This is a genomic window from Leifsonia shinshuensis (assembly GCF_022606355.1).
Classification (GTDB): domain Bacteria; phylum Actinomycetota; class Actinomycetes; order Actinomycetales; family Microbacteriaceae; genus Leifsonia; species Leifsonia shinshuensis_B.
In genome coordinates this window covers 355639-376098 of record NZ_JAHHZQ010000005.1, presented here as the reverse complement: position 1 = coordinate 376098, position 20460 = coordinate 355639, and the positions used below count along the sequence as shown (strand labels likewise).

Below are 20460 nucleotides of genomic sequence, written 5' to 3'. Positions count from 1 at the left end.
TGGTCGGTCAAATGAGAGCGGCCGTGCTAGCGCCCTGTCCGCGGACGGCGAAACCCGGGCGACATCACCCTTCCTGCGGGCATTCCTCTGCTCAGATCCGGTATGTCAGAGCGGTATACACTCCCGGCATCCGACGCCGAGAGAAGGGGCCGCCATGCGCAGCATCGAACAGATCCTCACCGAGACCATCGCGGTCAAGACCCGCATCATCGACGACAGGCGACTGCTCGCCGTCGGCGACGAGATCGCCGCGGCCATGGTGCGCTCGTATCGCGCCGGAGGCAGGGCCTACTTCTGCGGCAACGGCGGGAGCGCCGCCGACGCACAGCACTTCGCCGCGCAGCTCAGCGGTCACTTCATCTTCGACCGGCCGCCGCTGGCCGCGGAGGCCCTGCACGGCAACGCGTCCCACCTCACCGCCGTGGCGAACGACTACGACTACGAGAGCGTGTTCGCCCGCGCACTGGAGGGTTCCATCCGCCCGGAGGACGTGCTCGTCGCGATCAGCACCTCAGGCGACTCCGAGAGCATCATCCGGGCGGCGAAGGCGGCGCACGACAAGGGCGCGACGGTCGTCGCCTTCACGGGCGAGTCCGGCGGCGCGCTGCGCGAGCACGCGGACCTCCTGCTGAACGTGCCGTCGTCGGACACCGGGCGCATCCAGGAGTCGCACATCGTCTTCATCCACGCGATCTCGGAGCGCGTCGAGCATGACCTCTTCGCCGCCGCGTGAGCCGTGGTGCCTCTTCCTCGACCGCGACGGCGTCATCAACCGCCGGATAGTCGGCGACTACGTGCGGACGACGCGGCAGTGGGAGTACCTCCCCGGTGCGCTCCAGGCGCTTCGCCTGCTCTCCGAGTGGGCGCCCCGGATCGTGATCGTCACCAACCAGCGCGGGGTGGGTCGCGGACTGATCGCAGAGGACGACCTGGATCGCATCCACACCAGGCTGCTCGAAGACGTCGCGATCGTCGGTGCCCGCATCGATGCGATCCGGGTGTGCCCGCACCTGGAGACCGACGAGTGCCCCTGCCGCAAGCCGCGTCCCGGACTCGCGCTCTCCTGGCTCGCGGTGAATCGCGAGGTGAATCCGGCCCGCTCCGTCATGGTCGGCGACTCCCCGTCCGACATGGGAATGGCGCAGAACCTGGCCGCTGCGACCGGCGGATGCCTCCGCGTGCTGATCGATGATGGCTCGGACCCCGCCACGACCGGGGTCGACGCCGACTTCCGCTTCCCCACACTCCTCGACTACGCAAGGGACGTGACGCCGTGAACCCGAGCTCGACAACCGTGCGCGGCCGCGCTCCCCTCCGCCTCGGGCTCGCCGGGGGCGGAACGGACGTGTCCCCGTACTCCGACACCTACGGCGGGCGCATCCTCAACGCGACCATCGACAAGTACGCCTACGCTTACGCGACACTGATCGAGTCCGGCGTGGAGTTCCACTCCCCCGACCGGCAGACGGCGGGCGAGGCCGACGTCGGCGACATCGACACCCTGCTCGACGGGTTCGGCCTCCACGTGGCCGCCTACAAACGGATGATGGACGAGTTCAACGGCGGCGTCCGGCTGCCCGTCCGGCTCTCCACGCAGGTCGACGCACCTCCCGGTTCGGGTCTCGGCTCCTCCTCGACACTGGTCGTCGCGCTCGTGACCGCGCTGGCCGAGCTGTTGCAGACCTCGCTGGGCCAGTACAAGATCGCGCGCCTGGCCTGGGAGATCGAACGCGAGGACCTCGCCCTCGCGGGAGGCTGGCAGGACCAGTACGCCGCGACCTTCGGCGGTTTCAACTACATGGAGTCGCGGCCGGGCGGCCGGATCGTCGTCAACCCGCTCCGCGTCCGCCGCGAGGTCATGACGGAGCTCGAGGCATCCCTGCTCCTCTACTTCGGCGGCGTTTCGCGCAGCTCCGCCGCCGTCATCGCGGAGCAGCAGCGGAACGTCGTCGCCGGGGACAGCGGGGCGATCGAGGCGACACACCTGCTGAAAGCAGAGGCGGAGGCCATGAAGGACCACCTCCTCGTCGGCGACCTCCCGGCTCTCGCCTCCACCATGCGCGGCACCTGGGAGGCCAAGAAGCGTCTCGCCTCGCAGATCAGCACCCCCGCGATCGAGAAGGCGTACCGCATCGCCGACGAGCACGGCATGCTCGCCGGCAAGGTGTCGGGAGCGGGCGGCGGCGGCTTCATCCTGCTCCTGGTCGACCCCGCGCGCCGGTTCGAGCTCGCCCGCAGCCTCGAGTCGGAGTGCGGCGGCCAGGTGATGACCTGTCACTTCACGAAACACGGCGCGGAGAGCTGGCGCGCGCCGGAACCGGAGCACCGGTGATGCAGGTCGCGATCCTCGCCGGCGGCCTGGGCACGCGGCTCAGCGGCTCCATCCCCGCCGGACTCCCCAAACCCCTCGCCCCCATCGCCGGGCGGCCGTTCCTCGACCATCTGCTCGACTGGGCGATCGACCGCGGCGCCGACGACATCGTGCTGCTCACCGGGCACGGATCGGCCGCGATCGGCGACCACGTGGGCGACGACCACCGCGGGGTCCCGGTGAGCTACAGCGTGGAGCCGAGCCCGCTCGGTACGGGCGGCGCGCTGGCGAACGCCGCCCCGCTGCTGGCCGCGGAGTTCGTCCTCGTCAACGGTGACACGTTCGTCGACGCCGACCTCGTCGCCCTGCGCGCGGGCCTCGACGCGGCGCCGGTCGTCATGGCGCTCGTGGAGGTCGCCGACACCGGCCGCTTCGGCCGGGTCGAGGTCGCGGGCGACGTCGTCACGGCCTTCCGCGAGAAGGGCGCCGCCGGCCCCGGACTCATCAACGCCGGCGTCTACGCGCTGAAGCGCTCCGTGGTCGACGGGCTGCCGCGGGGCGCCTCGTCGTTCGAGCGCGACTTCCTCGAACCGCACCTGGCGGAGGTGGCGCCCCGCTACCTCCTGTGCGGTCCCACGTTCTTCGACATCGGCGTCCCGGCGGACTACCGCGCCGCCGACCTGCACTTCACGGAGGTCCGACCATGACGATCGCGCTGCAACGTGCCACACTCGGCGGCCTGCGCCTGGACCGTGCCGACCTCCACGACGCCGTCCTGCGCGTCCTGGACCTCGCGCAGACCGGGTCGGGCGGCATCGTCGTGCCCTCCAACGTCGCGACCTCGCGCTACCTGCGGACGGTCGGGCTCCCTCGTCTCGAGAAGGAGGCCGCCTTCTGGCCGATCGACGGCGTGCCGCTCACATGGCTGCTCCGGATCGCCGGCAAAGGAGCCTTCCCCCGCGTGGCGGGGACCGACCTGATGAACGCCCTCATCGCGCATCCGGGCACACAGGACCTCCGGATCGGGGTGATCGGTGCGGCGTCCGACGAGGCCGAGCGGTTCTATCGCGACCACGGGCACCCCAACGTCCGCGGGGGCGACCTGCCCGTGGCCGAGACGGGCAGCCCGCTGCTCGTCGAGGCAGGCGACGCGTTCCTCGCGGAGTTCCGCCCGCACATCGTCTTCACCTGCCTCGGATTCCCGAAGCAGGAGTACCTGATGCTCGCGCTCCACGAGCGGCATCCCGACATCGTGTTCATCGGGGCGGGAGCGGCCGCTCAGATCAACACAGGACAGTTCCCCCGGGCACCGCGTTTCATGCGCGCGGTCGGCCTGGAGTGGGTATGGCGGATGAAGCAGGACCCGTCACGCCTCGTGAAGCGCTACCTCCTGCAGGATCTCCCGTGGCTCGTGGGAATGGTGCCCGTCGCGGTCGGCGAGCGGCTGCGGCGGCGGCGCTGAGGCGGAACGGTCGGTGCGGAACTCGCGCCGCCGGGCTCAGGCGCCGCTCTGAGGCTGGTTTCCGTCGGTGTAGAGGGGCACGAAGAGCGGACCGCTGCCGTCGAACGTAAGGAGGCCGGCGAAGGCGACCGGGATCGAATCGATCGTGCCCGTTCCGGTGGCGCCGTCGGAGCTGCGCAGCAGATCGACGTCGCCGCTCACGCTGCCGCTGTCGGCGTAGACCTCCCAGCCGTCCGAGTTCCACTCGGGGTTGAGGTCGACGATCGGACGGGTGCCGAGGTGCCAGTGCACGTCGGTGATGGTGACGCCCGGCAGCTGCGAGAAGGTATAGAACGGACAGTTCTTGGGGTCCGCCTCGGTGGACGCCACGCACGCATCGAGCCACGCGTCGATGGCCCGGCGCCCCGCCGCATCGCCAGCCGACGAGAGCCTCGCGTTGAACTCGGTGGGGCTCAGGTACCCGCCGGCGGGCGCCGCGGTGACGTCGGCGTTCCAGACCTCGAAGTTCTCGTTCGAGGAGCTGAACTTCACCGGGTAGGTCCCCGGAAGCGCGCGCAGCGTGACGGCGGTGCCGATGGGCATGCTCTGCGGGTGCTTGCCCGCGACGGTGTACGTCAGCCCGGCGGGGCCGTTGACCTTCAGGTCCACCGTGTCGGGGGTGATGGGTGCGAGCGTCCAGAACGGCAACCCGGGGAGGCCGCCCGACGGCTCGACGGCGAACGACCGCTGATAGGTACGGTCGCCCTGCGTGATGGTCGCCTTGACGGTGGTCTTCGAGCCGCGGGTCACCGCCGGCTGCAGCGTGAAGCTGCGGATGCGGTCGGTGATCTTGGCGTAGGCGGCGTCGGAGAGGAGAACGTCGCTCGCGTTCGGGCGGATGCCGGCCAGCTTCATCGCGGCCTCCGCCCTGCCGTGCTCGAGATCGCTCAGGTACTGGGCGACGACGGTGCGCGGAAGGTTCTGCAGCGCGGCGATCGCCGTGATCGAGAGGGTCGCTCCCGCGGCTGTGGTGAGGAGCGTCACGGCCGCGATCATCGCCCAGACCCAGCGCGGGACGTGGTCGGAGGACCGCTTCGCGGGCGCCGGAGGCTGGACCGGTGGCTGGGCGAGCGCCAGTGGCTGTGCCGGGGTCGGGGTCGATGCCGGTGTCGATGCCGATGCCGGAGTCTGCTCGGGTTCCGTCGCGGGAGCGGGGGCGAGGTCTGGTGCGTCGTCCATGAGTTCCTCTCGGGTCTGCTTCCGCAGTGTATCGACCCGGGTGGACCGCTGCGTCCACCCGTTCGGGTCACTCCTCGTCGTCGTGCTCCCAGGGCCAACGCGGGCGACCGCGCTGACGGAACCGGCCGACGAGGACCAGCTGGTAGAGCAGCGTGACGAGGAACGCGGCGATGCCGACGGTGATGGCGTACACACTGCCCAGCTGGCCCAGAGCGAACAGCACGAAGTGGAGGACGTCGCCGGCGACGAACGCGCCGGCCACTCCCCCGGCGACGCAGTACGCGAGGTAGCAGGCGACCCCCACGCCGATCGCGGTGAGCGGCGCGATGCGCTGCTGGTCGCCGGGCACCCGCGTGCCGGTGACGATCAGCGCCACCAGGAGGACGGCGACGGCGGCGCCGGTCATGATCGGCCCGACCAGCGGGCCGGCGGCGGGGTCGGCGATCACCTCGGTGTCGGTGGCGAGGGAGATCAGTCCGAAGGCGGCGACGAGGAGGGCCAGGTAGAGGCCTGCCGCGAAGCAGGCGACCACGATGGCGTAGGCGCGCTCGTCACGCATCGGTGCTCTGTGCTCCTCGGCTCGTGCTCCGGCAGCGGGCCGCTCAGTATCCCTGCTGCGCGTAGGCGTTGGCGGCCTGGTTCTGAGCGTCGGCGACCTGCTGCTCGTAATCGGCCTGCGCCTCCGCGTTGCGCGCCTTGAGCTTGCGGCCCCGCGCGGCGAGCCAGGCGCCGGTCCAGATGGAGACCTCCCGGGCGATGACGCCCGCCAGCACCGCGAACGGCGCGACCCACACCTGGTTGAGCAGGATCTGGCGCTCGTCCGCGTTGCGGCGGAAGAAGTCGTTGTCGATCAGCACGGCGCCGATGTAGACGAGGTAGACGAAGATCGCGACGAAGAGCCCACCGAGGATGTACGCCCACCAGCGCGCACGGTTGATGATCTGGATCAGCACGACCGTGCCCACGAAGAAGGCGATGATCGGAGCCCACCCGGCCGAACGGCTCGTGAAGAACTGGATGAGCGACGGGACGAAGTCGCTGCTGGGCGTCAGCATCGCCCCGACAACGACGACGGCGACCGCCCAGAGCACGGCGAACAGCACCGTCCCCACAAGCGCGATGAGGATGCCGACGCCACGATTGCTCTTGCGCTTGGGCGGCTCGGGACGCTGCAGGAAGATCGGGGCGACCGGCTGCGGCGCGATCGGCGGCGCGGCGGCCGGCTCGGGAGCCCAGGTCGCCTCGCCCGGCTGGGCGGCGTAGGCGGCCGTGGCGGCGGCGGGAGCCTGAGCGGCGGCCTGCTGCGTCTGCTGCTGGGCGGCCTCCCCCGCGATGATGACGGGCGCTGCCGCCTGCGCAGGAGACGCGGTGTCCACGGTCGCGTCGCCGGCGGCGGTCGCGCCGGGCTCGCCGTTCGTGCGGGCGACGGCGGCGGCGATGTCGGCGTCGGAGGCCGTGACGGGCTCGGGCTCGATCGTCGGGGCAGGCGCGGCGGGCGCCGCAGCCACGGGGACCTCCGGAGTCTCCGGCGCGCTCGCGTCGGCCGGGCGGTTGACGTGGCCGCGGGCGGAGACGGGGCTCGACGGTGGCGCGGCCATGTCGGGGTCGGTGTCGTGGGGTTCGGCGGCGGAGGGGGCTGCCGCGCGCTCGGTGTTCTGAGCGGGCTCGGGGTTCTCGGCGGGCTGGGCGTTCTCCGCGTTCTCGGCGGGCTGGGCAGACTCGGCGGCGGCCGAGGCGGCGGGCGCGGTTGCCGGCTCGACGTGGGGCGCGTCCGGCCCTGCGTCGTCCCGCTTCTCAGCGGGTTCCGGTGTCGTGTCGCTCATGCTGGCGCTCCTCGCTCCGCCCCCAGTGGGCACCTGTAAGTGGTGCCCACTGTAGCAACGGGGGTGCCGAAGTCGAGGGAGGGCGGGCCGGGGTGGGGCCGGTCGGGGCTACTTGGCGGGGGCCGCCTGTGTCGAGGGATTGAGTACGTAGATGAAACCGCTCACCTTGCCGTCGAACCCGGGGCCCGTTGCTGCGGGGCCGACGTCGATCCCATTCACCAGGAAGAGGCGCTGCCCCTTCTGAGCCGCCGCAACGAATGCGACGATATTCGGGTAGGCGCCACGGACGGTGACCGAGACCGGGACCACGGTGAAGACGTCCTTCGTGACGAGGGGGCTGACCGCCGGCGGCATTCCCGGGACCGCGGTGGGCGCCGGAGTCGGTGCAGGGGAAGGGGTCGACGACGGCGCGGGCGTGGGTGTGGCCGTCGATCCACTCCCCGAAGCCGTCGCTGCCGGAGCCGGCGCCGCCGGGTTCGCCGGAGGGACGAACCCCGCGCCATCGGTGATCTGCGACGCGGTGACCGTCAGTCCGTTCGCTGTGGCGAGGGCCGTGAGCTCATCCATGAACGCCGGGGTCTGCGCCTCCGCGGGGATCGATGACTGCACCGCCGTGAGCTGCGACTTCAGATCGGGCAGCGACTCGCTGTCCTTCTTCAGCTTGTTCAGGGCGATCTGGCTCGACGCGTTGGTGCTGTCGACCTGGAGCGTCTGCGCGTCGGCGGCCGCCGACTGGTCGAGCTGCGGCTGGATGCCGAGCACCCAACCGAGCGCGGCGACGACGACCATGGCCAGCACGGAGCCGATGATCCAGAGGCGGGTCTTGTCCATCGTGATCACTTGCCCTTCGGCTCGTAGCGTTTGGTGTAGAGCGCGGCTGAGACGTGGATGGTGACCGTCGCCTTGTAGATGTTCTTCACGTCGTCCAGGACGACGGTGCCGGGGACGACGTCGACGACTCCGGGGATCTTCTGCAGAACCCCGACCCACGCGGGGACATCGGGCAGCGCGGCGCTGGTACCGACCACCATGACGGTGCCGACACGCGGCCCCTGGAGCGGATCGGTCGACTGCGGGTAGATCGCCGTCGGTGCGGAGGAGTCCACGGCGACTGACGCGAGCTCGAGTCCGGCCGGCTGGGCGGCACCGACCTGGTCCAGGAAGGCCTTCCAATCGATCTCGGTCGACACGCCGGCCTGCTGAGCGGCCTGCGCGAGCGCCACCTGCTTCTGCACGTCGCGCACGGGCGCGTATTGCTTCTGCTGCGCGAAGAGGGAGGTGGTCTCGGTTTGAGCCGCGAGCAGCTTGGCCTGCGACAGCACGTTGAGGCTGAACGCGCCGCCGGTCGCGGCCAGCACGACGAGGAGGACGGCCATCACACCCCAGCCGAAGCCGCGCCTCGTGCGCGCATTCCGTCGTTCCGCCCGAACCTCGGGCGGCAGGAGGTCGACCCGCGGCTCTGCACCGACGGCCAGTCCTTCCTGGCGCGGGCCGGAGGCGAACTGCTTCTTCGGGGCTGGGCTGTTCACGCCCTGTGACGCTCCGGGCGCCTTCGGCTCGACCGAGGATGCGCGGCCCTTCGGGGCCTTTTGCGACTTGACTCCGCGCGCAGTCTTCGCCTGCTTCGTCGCGCCGGCTCCCTTGCCTCGTCTCTGTGCGTTCTCGTCGGCGTCGTCCGCGCCCCTCGGACGCCGTGTGATGAGGCTCATGCTGCGCTCCCGAGTGCGAGGCCGACCGCCGCGGAGAGCGTCGACCTGTTCTGCCGAAGGACTGTGGCATCGAGGTGACGCGACAAGGCGACGGAGTGGAAGGGGTCCCCGACCGCGACCGGCAGCCGGGTCATCTCGCTCAGCGCGTCGGCGAGCCCGGGAAGCTGGGCGCCGCCGCCGGTGAGCACGACGTTCTCGACCGGAGTGGTGGGGCGCGTGTTGACGAAGTAGCTGACCGTGTTGCGGAGGCTGGTGAGCAGTTCGCCGGTGACCCGGTAGATGATCTCGACCGCCTGCTGCTCCTGCGGGCTCGACACCTGCTTGGCCAGGCCGATGGTCGACTTGATGCGCTCGGCCTCCCCCGGCGCGACCTCCAGCCCGGCACGCAGCGCTTGCGTGAGCTCGGCGCCGCCCGCGGGGATGATCCGGACGAACTGCGGGACGTTGTCGGTGAGGACGACCACGCTGGTGGTGTTCGCGCCGATGTCGATGAGGGCGACGGTTCCCCGCTGGCCAGTGCGGGTGACCAGGGCGCGTGACACCGCGAACGGCAGGAGGTCCACGTCGATCGCCGTGAGTCCGGCCAGAGTCGCTGCCTTCACGTTGCCGAGTACGGCCTCCTTGACCGCTGCGACCAGCAGGCCGTTGACCACCGGCCCGGTGTCGCCGATCTCTTCGGAGACCGGGTAGAAGTCGAGGAGGGCGTCGGCGACCGGCACCGGGAGCATGTCCTGCACGTGGAACGGCAGGCTCTCGCGAATGCGGATCTGCGACATCCTCGGCATTGTCAGGTCGCGCGCGAGCACACGCTGGTTGCCCATGCCGAGCACGACCTCCTTGCTCTTGAAGCCGCCCTGGTGCCACAGCCGGCGCAGGCTCGCAGCGACCGTGTTGGGCTCGAGGACCTCGCCGCGGCTGGCCGCGCCGTCAGGCAGCGGCACCTCGGAGTGACGCAGGAGCGTGGGTCTCGGCTTATGCGGATCGGCGAGCTCCACGGCGCGGATGGACGTGCTGCCGATGTCGATTCCGACGATGCTGCGTGCCATGCTGTCCTCCTTTACTTCTGTGCTTCTCGTGCGTTCACGCGAGTCCGAGGAGCGCCAGGTAGGCGTTCCAGATCGTGGGGCCGGCGAGGATGCCGAGCCAAGCCCCGGCCAGCATCCACGGGCCGAAGGGGATGCCGCTGCCTTTCCGCGCTCGACGAGCGGCGACCAGCACCAGGGCGAAGACGCCACCGAGGACGAACGCCGCGAAGCCACCGACGATCAGCGGTCCCCAGCCGAGGTAGCCCAGGAAGATCCCGAGCACGCCGGCGAGCTTGACATCGCCGAAACCCATCCCGCCGGGATAGACGAGGGCGAGCAGCAGGTAGAGCGCGTAGAGCACGACACCGCCGATCGCCGCGCTGAGCAGCGCAGCCCAGTCGCCCGTGAGCACGCCTGCCGTGCCGAGCAGGGCCGCTCCGACGAGGTAGGAGGGCAGCACGATCGCGTTCGGCAGCCGGTGGGTGTCGAGGTCGATGAGCGCGAGGGCGATGCTGATCGCGGCGAGATAGAGGTACGCGACGACCTCCAGCACGCCGGCGGCGAGCGCGGTGCCGGTGTGCTCGGCGGGTGCCTGCGGGCCGGCCCAGAACCACCAGGCGACGAGGGCGAACGCGATCGCGGTCGCGCCCTCCACCAGAGGGTAGCGCGGCGAGATCGCGCTGTGGCAGGACCGGCACCGTCCGCGCAGCAGCAGCCACGACACCACCGGGATGTTGTCGTACGGCTTGACCTCGGTGCCGCAGCTGCCGCACGCACTCGGCGGCGACACGATCGAGCGCCCGGCAGGGATGCGGTAGACGACGACATTGAGGAACGAGCCGATGAGCGCGCCGAACACGGCGACGAAGCCGACGGCGATGGCGAAGAGCGCAAGGGTCATGACAGCGGCGCTCCCGTCGCCGAGAAGGCCGTCTTGACCTCGATCTCGGTCGCCACGTTGAACGACGTGGTGCGCGGTGTCGGGAACTTGGGCGGAGGCGAGTTGAGCAAGCGGGTGTCGTAGCTGTAACGCTTGAGGAAGCCGGACGAGCCCGATCCGGTGCCGACGGGGCCGCGGTACTCCTGGGCGATCGAGCCGGTGACGCAGAGATACCCGGCGTACGAAGCGGACGCGTAGTTGTGCACCTCGAAGCTGTGATAGTTCGACAGGATCGCGGCGCTGATCGTACGAGCGCAGTTGCCGCTGGACGACGTCGACTCCCACGTCACATAGTCCTTGCTCGAGCTGCAGGTCGTGTTGCGCGCCGTCGGAAACGGCGTCGGGTTCGTGCAGACCTGCGGGTCCCACACCCAGACCGCACCGGCGCCGACGAGGCCGAGGATGTCGTTGGCGGGGTCGCTGTAGACGAGCTTCCCGGTGATCCAGACGAAGTGGTCCGCGTTGATCGTCATCGCGCCGTGCATGGCGCCCTGCACGAACACATCGCCTGCCCGGCAGTTGTACGGGGCATAGGTGGAGACGATCTCGTTGGCGATCGGATAGCCGATCCCATTGCCCGTGCTCGTGTTGTCGGCGCCGACGCACTTGAGGGTGTTGGCGTTGGGCGAGGCCGAAGTCGACCAGTAGTTCGGGTCGGTCGATGTGGTCGGCACGCTCTGCACATAGGCGAGGTTGTTGAAGATCTGCGACGGCGAACCGATCGGGATGGTGACGCCGTTGGTGAGGTCGGCCAGAGTGTTCGCGTTCGCCGCCGCCGAGGCGCCGGGAACACCCGGCTTGCCGCAGAACGTGGGAGTCGTCCCGCTCGGCGGGGTGGCGGTCGGATTGATCTGCGTCTTCACGGTCCAGGGCGAGATGACGTTCATGGACGCGATGCCGCCGGAGATCAGGAAGGTGATCTTCGTCGGCCCGGTGTAGAGGCAGCCAGGAACGGGCACCCTGGCCGGGATGTCGGTGCGCACCTGATCGAGCTGGGCCTGCGGCGGCGGCATGGTGATGAGCGCGGAGTTGACGGGCGCACCTGCATTGAACACCGGCGTGCCGGAGCAGTTGGTCTGCGAGTAGAGATTTCCCAGGGAATTGCGGTTGGGGTTCGCGGTCGAGACTTTCTGCTTGAACGTGCCGCCGCAGATGTTCAGGGTGTCGTTCGAGTGCACCTGGCCGTCGAAGGTGTCGCCGGCCACGAAGTTGATGAGGCAGCCCGTCGGGCGGCTGGTCCCCGACCACGCGTAGGCCTTGGGACAGCCGCCACCGTTGAGCGCCGGGTCGAGCTCTTCGTAATCGGTGAAGTAGACGTAGTTGGTGAACCCGGTCTGCTTGATGTTCGCGACGACGCTGCGGGTGACGTTGTCGACCTTCCCGGTCGCACGGATGTGCAGGATGCCGTTGCTGGCGTACTTGGAGTTGTCGACCTCGTAGCGGTAGGAGGCGTTCGCGGGAAGTCCGTCGGTGAGCGGCACCGGGGCCCACGAACCGCCATTGGTGACCACAAAGGCCGGATTGGCGTTCGCGCCTGTGGGCAGGGTCACCGTGCCCTGCGAGTTGTTCGCGATGGTGAACGGTGAGTTCGGGTTGCCGTACTGCTGGTAGCTGGGGTCGTTGGTAAGCCGGCCCTGGTATTCGCCGATGCCGGCGAAGGCGGCCGACATCGCGGCGTCCCAGTCGGCGTCGTGGTTGGACCGGACGAGACCGGAGACCGAGAACGACATCGTCGTCGCCACCAGGAGCAGCAGAACGGCGGCGATGCCGACGACCATCGCCAGTGCGACGCCGCGCTCGCGGGACGATCGGAGTCTGCGAAGGCGCCTGTTCAGAAGGGTGAGCATCACGACCCCGATCCGATGTTGGCCATGCCGATGGTGTTGGTCAGCGTCACTGCGCTGGCTGCCCCCGTCGGCTGGATGGTGATGGTGACCTGTACCGAGGTGATAGCCGCACGCGCCTGCCACGTCGTCAGGTTCGCTGGGAGGAGTTCGGTGCCGGTCTTGTCGAAGTAGCGGAACACCGTGGTGGTAGACGGGATCGAGTTGCAGAGCGAGCGTGTCGTGGCCGCGTTCAGGGGGACGAAGTCCCAGTGGCCATTGACGCCGGCCACCGCCGTCAACGCCGCCTGCTGCTTCTCCACCAGCGCTCCGGATGTCGCGTCGTAAGTGACCAGCACCGGAGACTCCCCTCCGCTCAGGTTCACGTAGGCGTAGAACGAGATCAACATCGGGGCAGCCTTGATGATCGCCGGATCGCTCTGCTGTCCGCCGACGATCGGATTCGCGAGCGGGTCGGGCGTCGCCGCGCGGATCATGCGGGCCGCCTGGTTCATCCCGTTGGAGGCCTGCCGCGTCCCGCCGTCGATCGACTGGGACAGGCTCACCGTGTGCGTCGCGACCACGAACAGCGAGACGGCGAGTCCCATCACCACGGTGGTGAGCGCGATGGCGACGAGGAGTTCGATCAGCGAGAGACCTGCGTCGCGCCCCTGCGTGACGCGGGACCGGAGGAGCCTACCCAGTCGGATCATGGCGCCCTCGGATCGAGCGTGAACGTGTTCGCGCCGGTGAAGGCCGGGCTCCCGGTGGGCAGCGCGATCTTCGACGACGGGACGAGTGCCCCGCTGGTGAGCGCGTCGCCCGAGTTGCTGAGCGCGTAGAGGGTCCAGCTGCCGTAGGGCAACGCGATGGTCGCGGAGTTGCCCGAAGACTGAGCGAAGTTCATGCGCATCCCGGTCGCGCATCCCGGGTCGCCGATGGACGATGATGCGACCGCGCTGACGGCGACCAGCCACGTGCTGGACGTCGTGACGGTGACCAGCTTCATCGTCACCGTGCCGAGCGAGCCCGGCGTGACCTGGATGATCGGGTCCGAGCGGATGCCGACGTGCCCGCTGGCGTTCGGAATGGTCCAGCGCTCGGGATCGACCGAGAGACAGATCGGGGCGGCACCTGTGGCCGTTCCTGGCGTGGTGTACGAGCCGGCGAACGCCTGGTAGCCCGAGGAGTACGGGAAGAGCGGGGTGCTCGTGGTCGTCACGCCGGATACGGTCGTCTTGGTCACCTGGGTGGTGTAGGCATCGCCCTGCGGAACGTAGGTGACGGTGAGATTGGTCGGGAACATCGTCGTCGCGGGTGCACCGGGCGCCAGCGTGAGCTTCGGAGTAGCCGCTGTGTCGTACTGCTTGTCGAGCACGGACGACTGTCCCGCGGTCACGGGCACGTTCACCTTGAGCGGCTGCTGCTGGTCGCTGCTGATCCGGCCGTCACCCGACGAGCCGATCGTGACGATGTACGCGCCGGGCACCACTTTGAGCACGTAGCTGCAGCCGTCGACATCGGTGGCGGAAGGCGCGGGGCTCACGGTGGTCGCCGTGTTGGGTGTGACCGAGCCGTCGACCGCGACGGCGATCGGAATGCCGGGGACACCTACACCGGCGGCATTGCGGGCGTGGACGATGATCGTCCCCGTGGTCGGGTCGTTGATCGGTCCGGCCGGAGCGAGCAGTGTGCTCGCCTGCACGGCAGCGGCGCCCGCACGCATCCCGGACCAGGTGACCGAGACGTTGAGGGTCTTGTTCTGCAGGAGGCCGGACGTGCCGCAGTCGGACGCGGTGCCGGCGTTGGTCAGCCAGCCGGCTGACTTGGTGACGGTGTAGGTCGTGCCATCGACGGTAGTGGTCGTGACGCCGCTGACGACGCTGAAGACGTTGGTCGCCGAGCGGGCCTGGTCGATGGCCTGGGCCGCGAGATTGGCGGCCACCTCGCTCGAGCGGTTCGACCGGGTGAGGGTCATGGCGGTCGTCAGCAGGTAAGCGACGAGCACGGACAGGAGCCCGAAGACCATCATGGCGATCAGGACCTCGATGAGGGTGAACCCACGATCGCGTTCGAGTCGGCGGAGCAGAGGGCGGTGCAGGCTGTTCACGGGGTCACCTCCCTTGTCGGGTCCGGGGGTGTGCAGCCGATGGAGCTGGCGATGGGGCGGGTGGTGCGGGACGAAGCCGGTAGTGCGGAAGCGAGGCGCCGGCTGCTGCCGCGGCGCCCCGCTTCGCTGCACTGGCTACGGAAGCGCGGTGCACGCTCCCGACCCGGTTCCGTTGGTGGAATCGATGTGGTAGACGTTCGTGGTGTCCTTGCTCGCCGCGGTGATGCAGAACGAGGTCGCGGTGGAGCCGGTGAAGTATGCCCAGCTGATCGTGTCGGTCCCCGAGGTGAATCCATACTTGCCGAGTCCAGCGGACGTGAGAGCCGGCTGTGTGGCGCTGGAGCCCTGGTCGGTGTAGTAGGCAACGGTCGCGGTCTTCGCGTTGGCCAGGTCAGACTTGACCGACGCGTCCTTCGCGTTGTTTTGAACGCCGATGTAGATCGGGATGGCGATCGCGGCGAGGATGCCGATGATGATGACCACCACGAGGAGCTCGATCAGGGTGAAACCCTTCTCGTCCTCCTCGAGCAGCCCCTGACGGCGAGCGTTGAGCTTGCCCATGAGACGGAAGTACATTTCTGTGTCCAATCGGTCGGGTGATGGTGCGGGGTGAGCGGCGCGAGATTGCCGCTTCGGGGATGACCATATTTGCCAGGAGATTCGGAGAAATATCCCCCGTTGCAGGGGTTTTGTGGGCGTTTCGTACCCCAGAACTGGGGAGGGTTGTGATATTTGTCCCTCGCCGGAGGGGCAGCGGTGCAACCTGTCGGCGAAGCGCCTCGGGCGCGCGGGCTGAGCCGACACTCGGGACGAATGTCGGCTCAGCCGTGCGCAGGACTTCAGCCGCCGATGGCGCCCGCGATGCCGAAGATAGGCAGATAGAGCGCAACGACCATGCCACCGATGATGACGCCCAGGAAGGCGATCATGAGCGGCTCGATGAGCGAGGTGAGCTGCTCGGTCATCGACTCGACCTCCTGCTCGTAGAAGTCCGCGATCTTGTCGAGCATGGTGTCGAGCGAGCCGGCGTCCTCACCGACCGCGACCATCTGGGTCACCATCGCCGGGAATACCGTCTGCTTGCTCAGCGGCGTCGCGATCGACTCGCCCTGCCTCACGCCTTCCGCGACCTGCACGAGCGCGTTCTCGATCACCCAGTTGCCACTGGTCTCCCCCACTATTCGCAGGGCTTGAAGGATCGGCACGCCGGCGGAGATCATGTTGGCGAAGTTGCGGCTGAAGCGCGCGATCGCGATCTTCTTGATCAGCGAGCCGAAGACCGGCATGCGGAGCTTGAACGGATCCAGACGGCGACGGACGTTCTCATCGTTCTTGTGCCGGGGCCACCACAGGGCGAAGGCGATGGCCAGGATCGCGATCAGCGGGCCGATCCAGACCATCTGGTGGGAGAGGATCACCAGCAACTCCGTCGGCACCGGCAGTTGCTTGCCGAGCCCCGCGAACATCTTCTCGAACACCGGCACGATGAAGATCAGCATCGCCAGCACGCCGAGAAGAGACATGATCAGGACGATGACGGGGTAGGTCATCGCCGACTTGATCGCGCCGCGGAGCTTGACCTCCTTCTCGAAGTTGTCGGCGACGGCCTCCAGGGCGCCGTCGAGGAAGCCGCCGGTCTCACCGGCCCGCACCATGTTGATCATCAGCGGCGGGAAGACCTGGGCATGCTTGCGCATCGCCTCTGAAATCGCCGTTCCGCTCTCGACCTGGTCGCGCACGTCGCCGAGCACGGCCTGGAGCTTCTTGTTGGCCGACTGCTCGGCGAGGATGTTCAGCGTGCGCAGCAGCGACAGGCCGGCGCCGATCATCGTCGCCATCTGACGGCTCATGATCGCGAGGTCCTTGAGCTTGACGCCGGAGCCGCCGCCGAGCTTGATCTCCCGGTTCAGGCCGGTGCCGGCCGCAGCCTCCGTGATGGCGACGGGCGACAGGCCCATGGTGCGCAGCCGGGAGGCGACAGCAGCTTCGCTGGCGGCGTCGACGCGGCCCTTGACGATCTTCCCGTCCGCGTCCCTGCCCTTGTAGTTGTACGGCGTGGTGACCGGCATCAGCGCACCACGGTCCCCGAGTAGCTGTCGCCGAAGTCCGGACCGCTCGACATGACCGACGACTCCGCCGGCGACTCGACGCGCTGGATGAGGCGGGTGAGGCCCTCCACGTCGTGCGCCTTCTCGACGGCGGCGTGGCGGGTGATGACGCCCGAGTTGACCAGGTCGGCCAGGTGCTGATCCATCGTGCGCATCCCGGATTCGCGGCCGGCCTGCATCATGGAGGCGATCTGGTAGGTCTTGCCCTCGCGGATGACGTTCGCGATGGCCGGGGTCATCATCAGGATCTCCGTGGCCACGACGCGGCCCCTGCCGCTCGCGCGCTTGACGAGCGTCTGTGAGACGACCCCCTGAAGCGTGCCGGCCAGCTGCGCGCGCACCTGATCCTGCTGGTGCGGAGGGAACACGTCGATGACGCGGTCGATGGTCTGCGGCGCATCCTGCGTGTGCAGCGTCGCGAAGACGAGGTGGCCGGTCTCGGCAGCGGTCAGCGCGACCGAGATGGTCTCCAGGTCGCGGAGCTCGCCGATCAGGATCACGTCGGGGTCCTGGCGCAGGACGTGCTTGAGCGCGTTCGCGAAGCTGTGGGTGTCGTGGCCGACCTCCCGCTGGTTCACGATCGACTTCTTGTGCACGTGCATGAACTCGATCGGGTCCTCGACCGTCACGATATGGTCGGAGCGGGAGCTGTTCACCAGGTCGATGAGCGCGGCCAGAGTCGTCGACTTGCCCGAACCGGTCGGGCCGGTGACCAGCACCAGGCCGCGCGGCAGTTGTGAGAACTGGCCGACGGCGTCCGGGACTCCCAGCGCGGCGAGCTGCTTGATCTCGGTCGGGATGAGACGGAACGCACCGCCGTACGACCCGCGCTGCTGGTAGAGGTTCACCCGGAAGCGGGAGTTCGCCGAGATCGTGAACGCGAAGTCGAGCTCGTGCTCGCGCTCGAAGATCTGGCGCTGACGGTCGTCGAGGAGGCTCATCAGGGCCTCGCGCGTGCGGTCGTGGTTCCAGGGCTCGGTGCTCGCCGCCGGGCGCAGGCCACCGTCGACGCGGATGGTCGGAGCCGCGCCGACGGTGATGTGGAGGTCGGACGCCTTCTGGAACACGACCTCGTGGAGGGCGGCGACCAGTTCCTTGTCCGCCTTCTCGAGCGCCTCCCGCTCGGGCTGAGTGAGGGTCTCGTCGATCTCGGTGACGTCCGGGCGGGCGGCGACCGGCTCGAGGATCTGGAAGTCAGGCGACGGCGCCGCGGCACGGCGGCCCTCGGGGATGAGCCGGCGGACGGGGTCGGGCGCGTCGGGCGCGGTGGCCGGAACCGGTGTGGCGGGCGGAGGCGCGGAGTCGAGCGACCAGACGACCGACGACGGAGTCGGCGGGGCGTAGGCGGGCGGGTCGTACGCAGGCTCGGCCGAGGCGAACGGGGCGGTCGCCGCAGCGTACGCCGCAGAGTCGTAGGCGGGGGCCTCAGAGACGACGGGAGCGTCAGCGGCCGCAGGCGGCGGGAACCCCGCCGCCGACCCGTACGCCGGTACCTGCTCGGCCACGTCCGGCGTCGAGGCCGCGTAGGTCGGGGCGTCGAAGACGGGCGGTGCCAGCGAGGGTGAGTCGAACGTCGGCGCAGAGTACGACGGCGGGCTCAACGGCACACCCGTCCCCGGGTTCCAGCCTCCCGCCGTCGCGCCAGGGGGTGTCACCGGGATCTCGTAGACCGGCTTCGCCGTCGGCGGCGGGAAGCCGCCCCAGCTCTCGTCGTTCGTTGTCATGGGCCCTCCTAGGCGACCACTCTCAGGATCTCTTCGACGGACGTCATGCCGCGCTTGACCTTCTCCCAGCCGTCCTCGCGCAGCGTCAGCATCCCCTGCTCGCGGGCGACGCGGCCGATGTCGGCGCTCGATGCGCGCTCGACCGTGAGCCGCTCGATCTCCTCCGTCACCGCCATCACCTCGTGCACGGCGATACGGCCGCGGTAGCCGGTGTTGGAGCACGCAGGGCAACCGACCGGCACGAAGACGGGAGGCAGCTCCACGTCGGGCACCTCGAACCGCAGCCGCCGCAGATCATCGTGCGTGTACGCCCCCGGCTGCTTGCACCGCTCGCAGAGGCGGCGGGCGAGGCGCTGGGCGACCACGCAGTCGAGTGCGGAGCCGACGAGGAAGGGCTCGATGTCCATCTCGGTCAGGCGGGTGACCGCGCTGGGGGCGTCGTTGGTGTGCAGGGTGGAGAGCACCAGGTGGCCGGTCAGCGACGCCTCGATGGCGATCTGCGCGGTCTCGTGGTCGCGGATCTCACCGAGCAGCACCACGTCCGGGTCGCTGCGGAGGATGCTTCGCAGCGCGCTCGCGAACGTCAGACCCGCCTTGGGGTTCACCTGCACCTGGTTGATGCCCGCCATCCGATACTCGACGGGGTCCTCGACGGTGATCACGTTGATCTCGGGGCGGGCCACCGCGTTGAGCGTCGTGTAGAGCGTGGTCGACTTGCCCGAGCCGGTCGGGCCGGTGACGAGGATCATCCCGTACGGCTTCGAGTACGACGCCCGGTAGGTCTCGAAGTTGCGCTCGAGCAGGTTGAGGTCGGTGAGGGTCATCCCGGTGTTCGTGTTGTCCAGGATCCGCATGACGACCTTCTCGCCCCACACCGTCGGCAGGGTCGCGACACGGAGGTCGATCTGGCGGCCGCCGTGGACCACGGACATGCGGCCGTCCTGCGGCTTGCGGCGCTCGGCGATGTCGATGTCGCTCATGATCTTGAGCCGGGAGATCACGCCGTTCTGGATCGCCTTCGGCGCGCTCTGCATCGCGTGCAGCACTCCGTCGATGCGGTACCGCACACGCACGTCGTGCTCGGCCGGCTCGATGTGGATGTCGGACGCGTGGTCCTGGATGGCCTGGCTCACGAGCAGGTTCACGAAACGCACGATCGGCGCCTCGTCATCGGCCTCCGTCAACGCGCTCTGGTCCTCGACGGGGGCGGACTCCTCCTCCAGCGTGTTGGTGAGGTCGCTGAGCTCGTCATCGGCGCGGATGTAGCGGTCGATCGCGGTCAGGAGGTCGGCCTCGTCGGCGACCACGGCGGTCACGCCCATGTGCGCGGCGGCGCGCACGTCGTCGAGCGCGAAGACGTTGCCCGGGTCGGCCATCGCCAGGATCACGGAGCCGGCGGCGGTCCCGATCGGGAGCACGGTGTGCCGACGGCAGATCGCGCCGGGGATCAGGCCGACCGCCGCGCGGTCGACCGGGTAGTCGGCGAGCTCGACGAAGGGCAGGCCCGACTGCGCCGCGCGGGCGCGGGCGAGCTGGCCGGCGGTGATCGCCCCGCGGCTCACCAGCTCGCGGACGACGGCCTCGTCGGCACTCGGCTCGGTCTCGACACGGTCCAAGTACTCGATGGGGAGATGGCCGTGCAGAATCAGGATCTCGGTCATGGACGCCACAGGGGACCTCCTCGGATAGAAGTCCTGCCGCTTCGGGTATACGACAGGGCGCCGCCGTCGCCCGGGCGAGACTCCGGGCGGGGCGAAGCTTTGTCACCGTAACCGCCCCGCGCGCCAACGGACCAGACCCGCGTGCGGGTGCCCCACGCGCGGGGGTCACCTGCGTGCAGCCATCGCTTCCTCACTTTCTCCCGCCTGCAGCCGGCGTTTTGCGGGAGAAAGTGAGGAAGCGATGGCTGCTAGTGGTGGCGGATGTCCCCGCGGCGACTGGCGAGGTAGACGAGGATGCCGCCGAGCACGGCGCAGCCCATGGTCGTCAGCCAGTACGGGAGGGTGCCGGCGGCGTTACCGCTCGACGCCTGGACGATCCCCACGACGAAGCTCACCACGGCGACCACGAGCGCGACGGCCGCGAAGCCCAGCATCGAGCGACCGACGGTGTCCGTGTACTCCAGAAGCCTCCACACCTCTCCATTGTCGCGTATCCGCGCACGCTCGAACGACGAAGGCCCCCGGCGTCTGCCGGGGGCCCTCGTG

At 69.3% G+C, this 20460-nt stretch carries 20 protein-coding genes; 5 read left to right on the top strand and 15 right to left on the bottom strand.

The window, feature by feature from the left end:
- Window positions 1-154: 154 nt before the first annotated feature.
- The 5 genes from KNO15_RS20460 to KNO15_RS20440 are packed head-to-tail and all read left to right on the top strand — an operon-like array spanning window position 155 to window position 3773.
- Window positions 155-733 carry an SIS domain-containing protein gene (locus KNO15_RS20460; RefSeq protein WP_241705694.1) on the top strand — a complete coding sequence of 193 codons (579 nt, stop codon included), beginning with the start codon at window positions 155-157 and terminating at the stop codon, window positions 731-733.
- Window positions 711-1277: a D-glycero-alpha-D-manno-heptose-1,7-bisphosphate 7-phosphatase gene (locus tag KNO15_RS20455; protein ID WP_241705692.1), complete on the top strand. Its 567-nt coding sequence runs from the start codon at window positions 711-713 to the stop codon at window positions 1275-1277. The genes KNO15_RS20460 and KNO15_RS20455 overlap by 23 nt, the downstream gene beginning before the upstream one ends.
- Window positions 1274-2332 (top strand): GHMP family kinase ATP-binding protein, encoded by a 1059-nt coding sequence (locus KNO15_RS20450; RefSeq protein WP_241705691.1) that lies wholly within the window; start codon window positions 1274-1276, stop codon window positions 2330-2332. Before KNO15_RS20455 ends, KNO15_RS20450 begins: the two co-directional genes overlap by 4 nt.
- A complete protein-coding gene (locus KNO15_RS20445) occupies window positions 2332-3018 on the top strand; it encodes a sugar phosphate nucleotidyltransferase (protein WP_241705689.1) in 687 nt (228 codons plus the stop codon). Before KNO15_RS20450 ends, KNO15_RS20445 begins: the two co-directional genes overlap by 1 nt.
- Window positions 3015-3773, top strand: coding sequence for a WecB/TagA/CpsF family glycosyltransferase (locus tag KNO15_RS20440; RefSeq protein ID WP_241705687.1), 759 nt, complete (start codon window positions 3015-3017; stop codon window positions 3771-3773). The genes KNO15_RS20445 and KNO15_RS20440 overlap by 4 nt, the downstream gene beginning before the upstream one ends.
- 36 nt (window positions 3774-3809) lie before the next feature.
- Here the strand turns inward: KNO15_RS20440 and KNO15_RS20435 are convergent, their stop codons facing one another.
- The 15 genes from KNO15_RS20435 to KNO15_RS20365 all read right to left on the bottom strand — a co-directional run bounded on the left by KNO15_RS20435 (window position 3810) and on the right by KNO15_RS20365 (window position 20390).
- On the bottom strand, window positions 3810-4991 hold the full coding sequence (locus tag KNO15_RS20435; protein WP_241705686.1) for a hypothetical protein: 1182 nt from the start codon (window positions 4989-4991) through the stop codon (window positions 3810-3812).
- 67 nt (window positions 4992-5058) lie between these two features.
- Window positions 5059-5550: a DUF6121 family protein gene (locus tag KNO15_RS20430; protein ID WP_241705683.1), complete on the bottom strand. Its 492-nt coding sequence runs from the start codon at window positions 5548-5550 to the stop codon at window positions 5059-5061.
- Window positions 5551-5593: 43 nt separating this feature from the next.
- Window positions 5594-6814: a hypothetical protein gene (locus tag KNO15_RS20425; RefSeq protein WP_241705681.1), complete on the bottom strand. Its 1221-nt coding sequence runs from the start codon at window positions 6812-6814 to the stop codon at window positions 5594-5596.
- Between the two features lie 108 nt (window positions 6815-6922).
- A complete protein-coding gene (locus tag KNO15_RS20420) occupies window positions 6923-7645 on the bottom strand; it encodes a hypothetical protein (protein ID WP_241705678.1) in 723 nt (240 codons plus the stop codon).
- Window positions 7646-7650: 5 nt separating this feature from the next.
- Entirely contained in the window at window positions 7651-8343 is a 693-nt protein-coding gene (locus KNO15_RS20415) for a hypothetical protein (protein WP_241705677.1), read from the bottom strand.
- 176 nt (window positions 8344-8519) lie between these two features.
- Complete coding sequence (gene pilM, locus KNO15_RS20410; protein ID WP_241705675.1) at window positions 8520-9569, bottom strand: type IV pilus assembly protein PilM; 1050 nt, start codon at window positions 9567-9569, stop codon at window positions 8520-8522.
- 34 nt (window positions 9570-9603) lie between these two features.
- Entirely contained in the window at window positions 9604-10449 is an 846-nt protein-coding gene (locus KNO15_RS20405; RefSeq protein ID WP_241705673.1) for a prepilin peptidase, read from the bottom strand.
- The gene (locus tag KNO15_RS20400) at window positions 10446-12338 is read right to left on the bottom strand and encodes a hypothetical protein (RefSeq protein WP_241705671.1); all 1893 of its coding nucleotides are present in this window, start codon (window positions 12336-12338) and stop codon (window positions 10446-10448) included. The genes KNO15_RS20405 and KNO15_RS20400 overlap by 4 nt, the downstream gene beginning before the upstream one ends.
- Window positions 12335-13024, bottom strand: a complete 690-nt coding sequence (locus KNO15_RS20395) for a PulJ/GspJ family protein (RefSeq protein WP_241705669.1) — start codon at window positions 13022-13024, stop codon at window positions 12335-12337. Before KNO15_RS20395 ends, KNO15_RS20400 begins: the two co-directional genes overlap by 4 nt.
- A complete protein-coding gene (locus tag KNO15_RS20390; protein WP_241705667.1) occupies window positions 13021-14421 on the bottom strand; it encodes a type IV pilus modification PilV family protein in 1401 nt (466 codons plus the stop codon). The genes KNO15_RS20395 and KNO15_RS20390 overlap by 4 nt, the downstream gene beginning before the upstream one ends.
- Window positions 14422-14556: 135 nt before the next feature.
- Complete coding sequence (locus KNO15_RS23210; protein WP_278046606.1) at window positions 14557-14997, bottom strand: type II secretion system protein; 441 nt, start codon at window positions 14995-14997, stop codon at window positions 14557-14559.
- Between the two features lie 263 nt (window positions 14998-15260).
- Window positions 15261-16490, bottom strand: coding sequence for a type II secretion system F family protein (locus tag KNO15_RS20380; protein WP_241705665.1), 1230 nt, complete (start codon window positions 16488-16490; stop codon window positions 15261-15263).
- Window positions 16490-18253: a type IV pilus twitching motility protein PilT gene (locus KNO15_RS23205; RefSeq protein ID WP_278046605.1), complete on the bottom strand. Its 1764-nt coding sequence runs from the start codon at window positions 18251-18253 to the stop codon at window positions 16490-16492. The genes KNO15_RS20380 and KNO15_RS23205 overlap by 1 nt, the downstream gene beginning before the upstream one ends.
- Before the next feature lie 8 nt (window positions 18254-18261).
- Window positions 18262-19923 carry a GspE/PulE family protein gene (locus tag KNO15_RS20370; protein ID WP_241705664.1) on the bottom strand — a complete coding sequence of 554 codons (1662 nt, stop codon included), beginning with the start codon at window positions 19921-19923 and terminating at the stop codon, window positions 18262-18264.
- A 239-nt stretch (window positions 19924-20162) separates the two neighbouring features.
- Window positions 20163-20390: a hypothetical protein gene (locus KNO15_RS20365; RefSeq protein WP_241705662.1), complete on the bottom strand. Its 228-nt coding sequence runs from the start codon at window positions 20388-20390 to the stop codon at window positions 20163-20165.
- Between the last annotated feature and the right edge of the window lie 70 nt (window positions 20391-20460).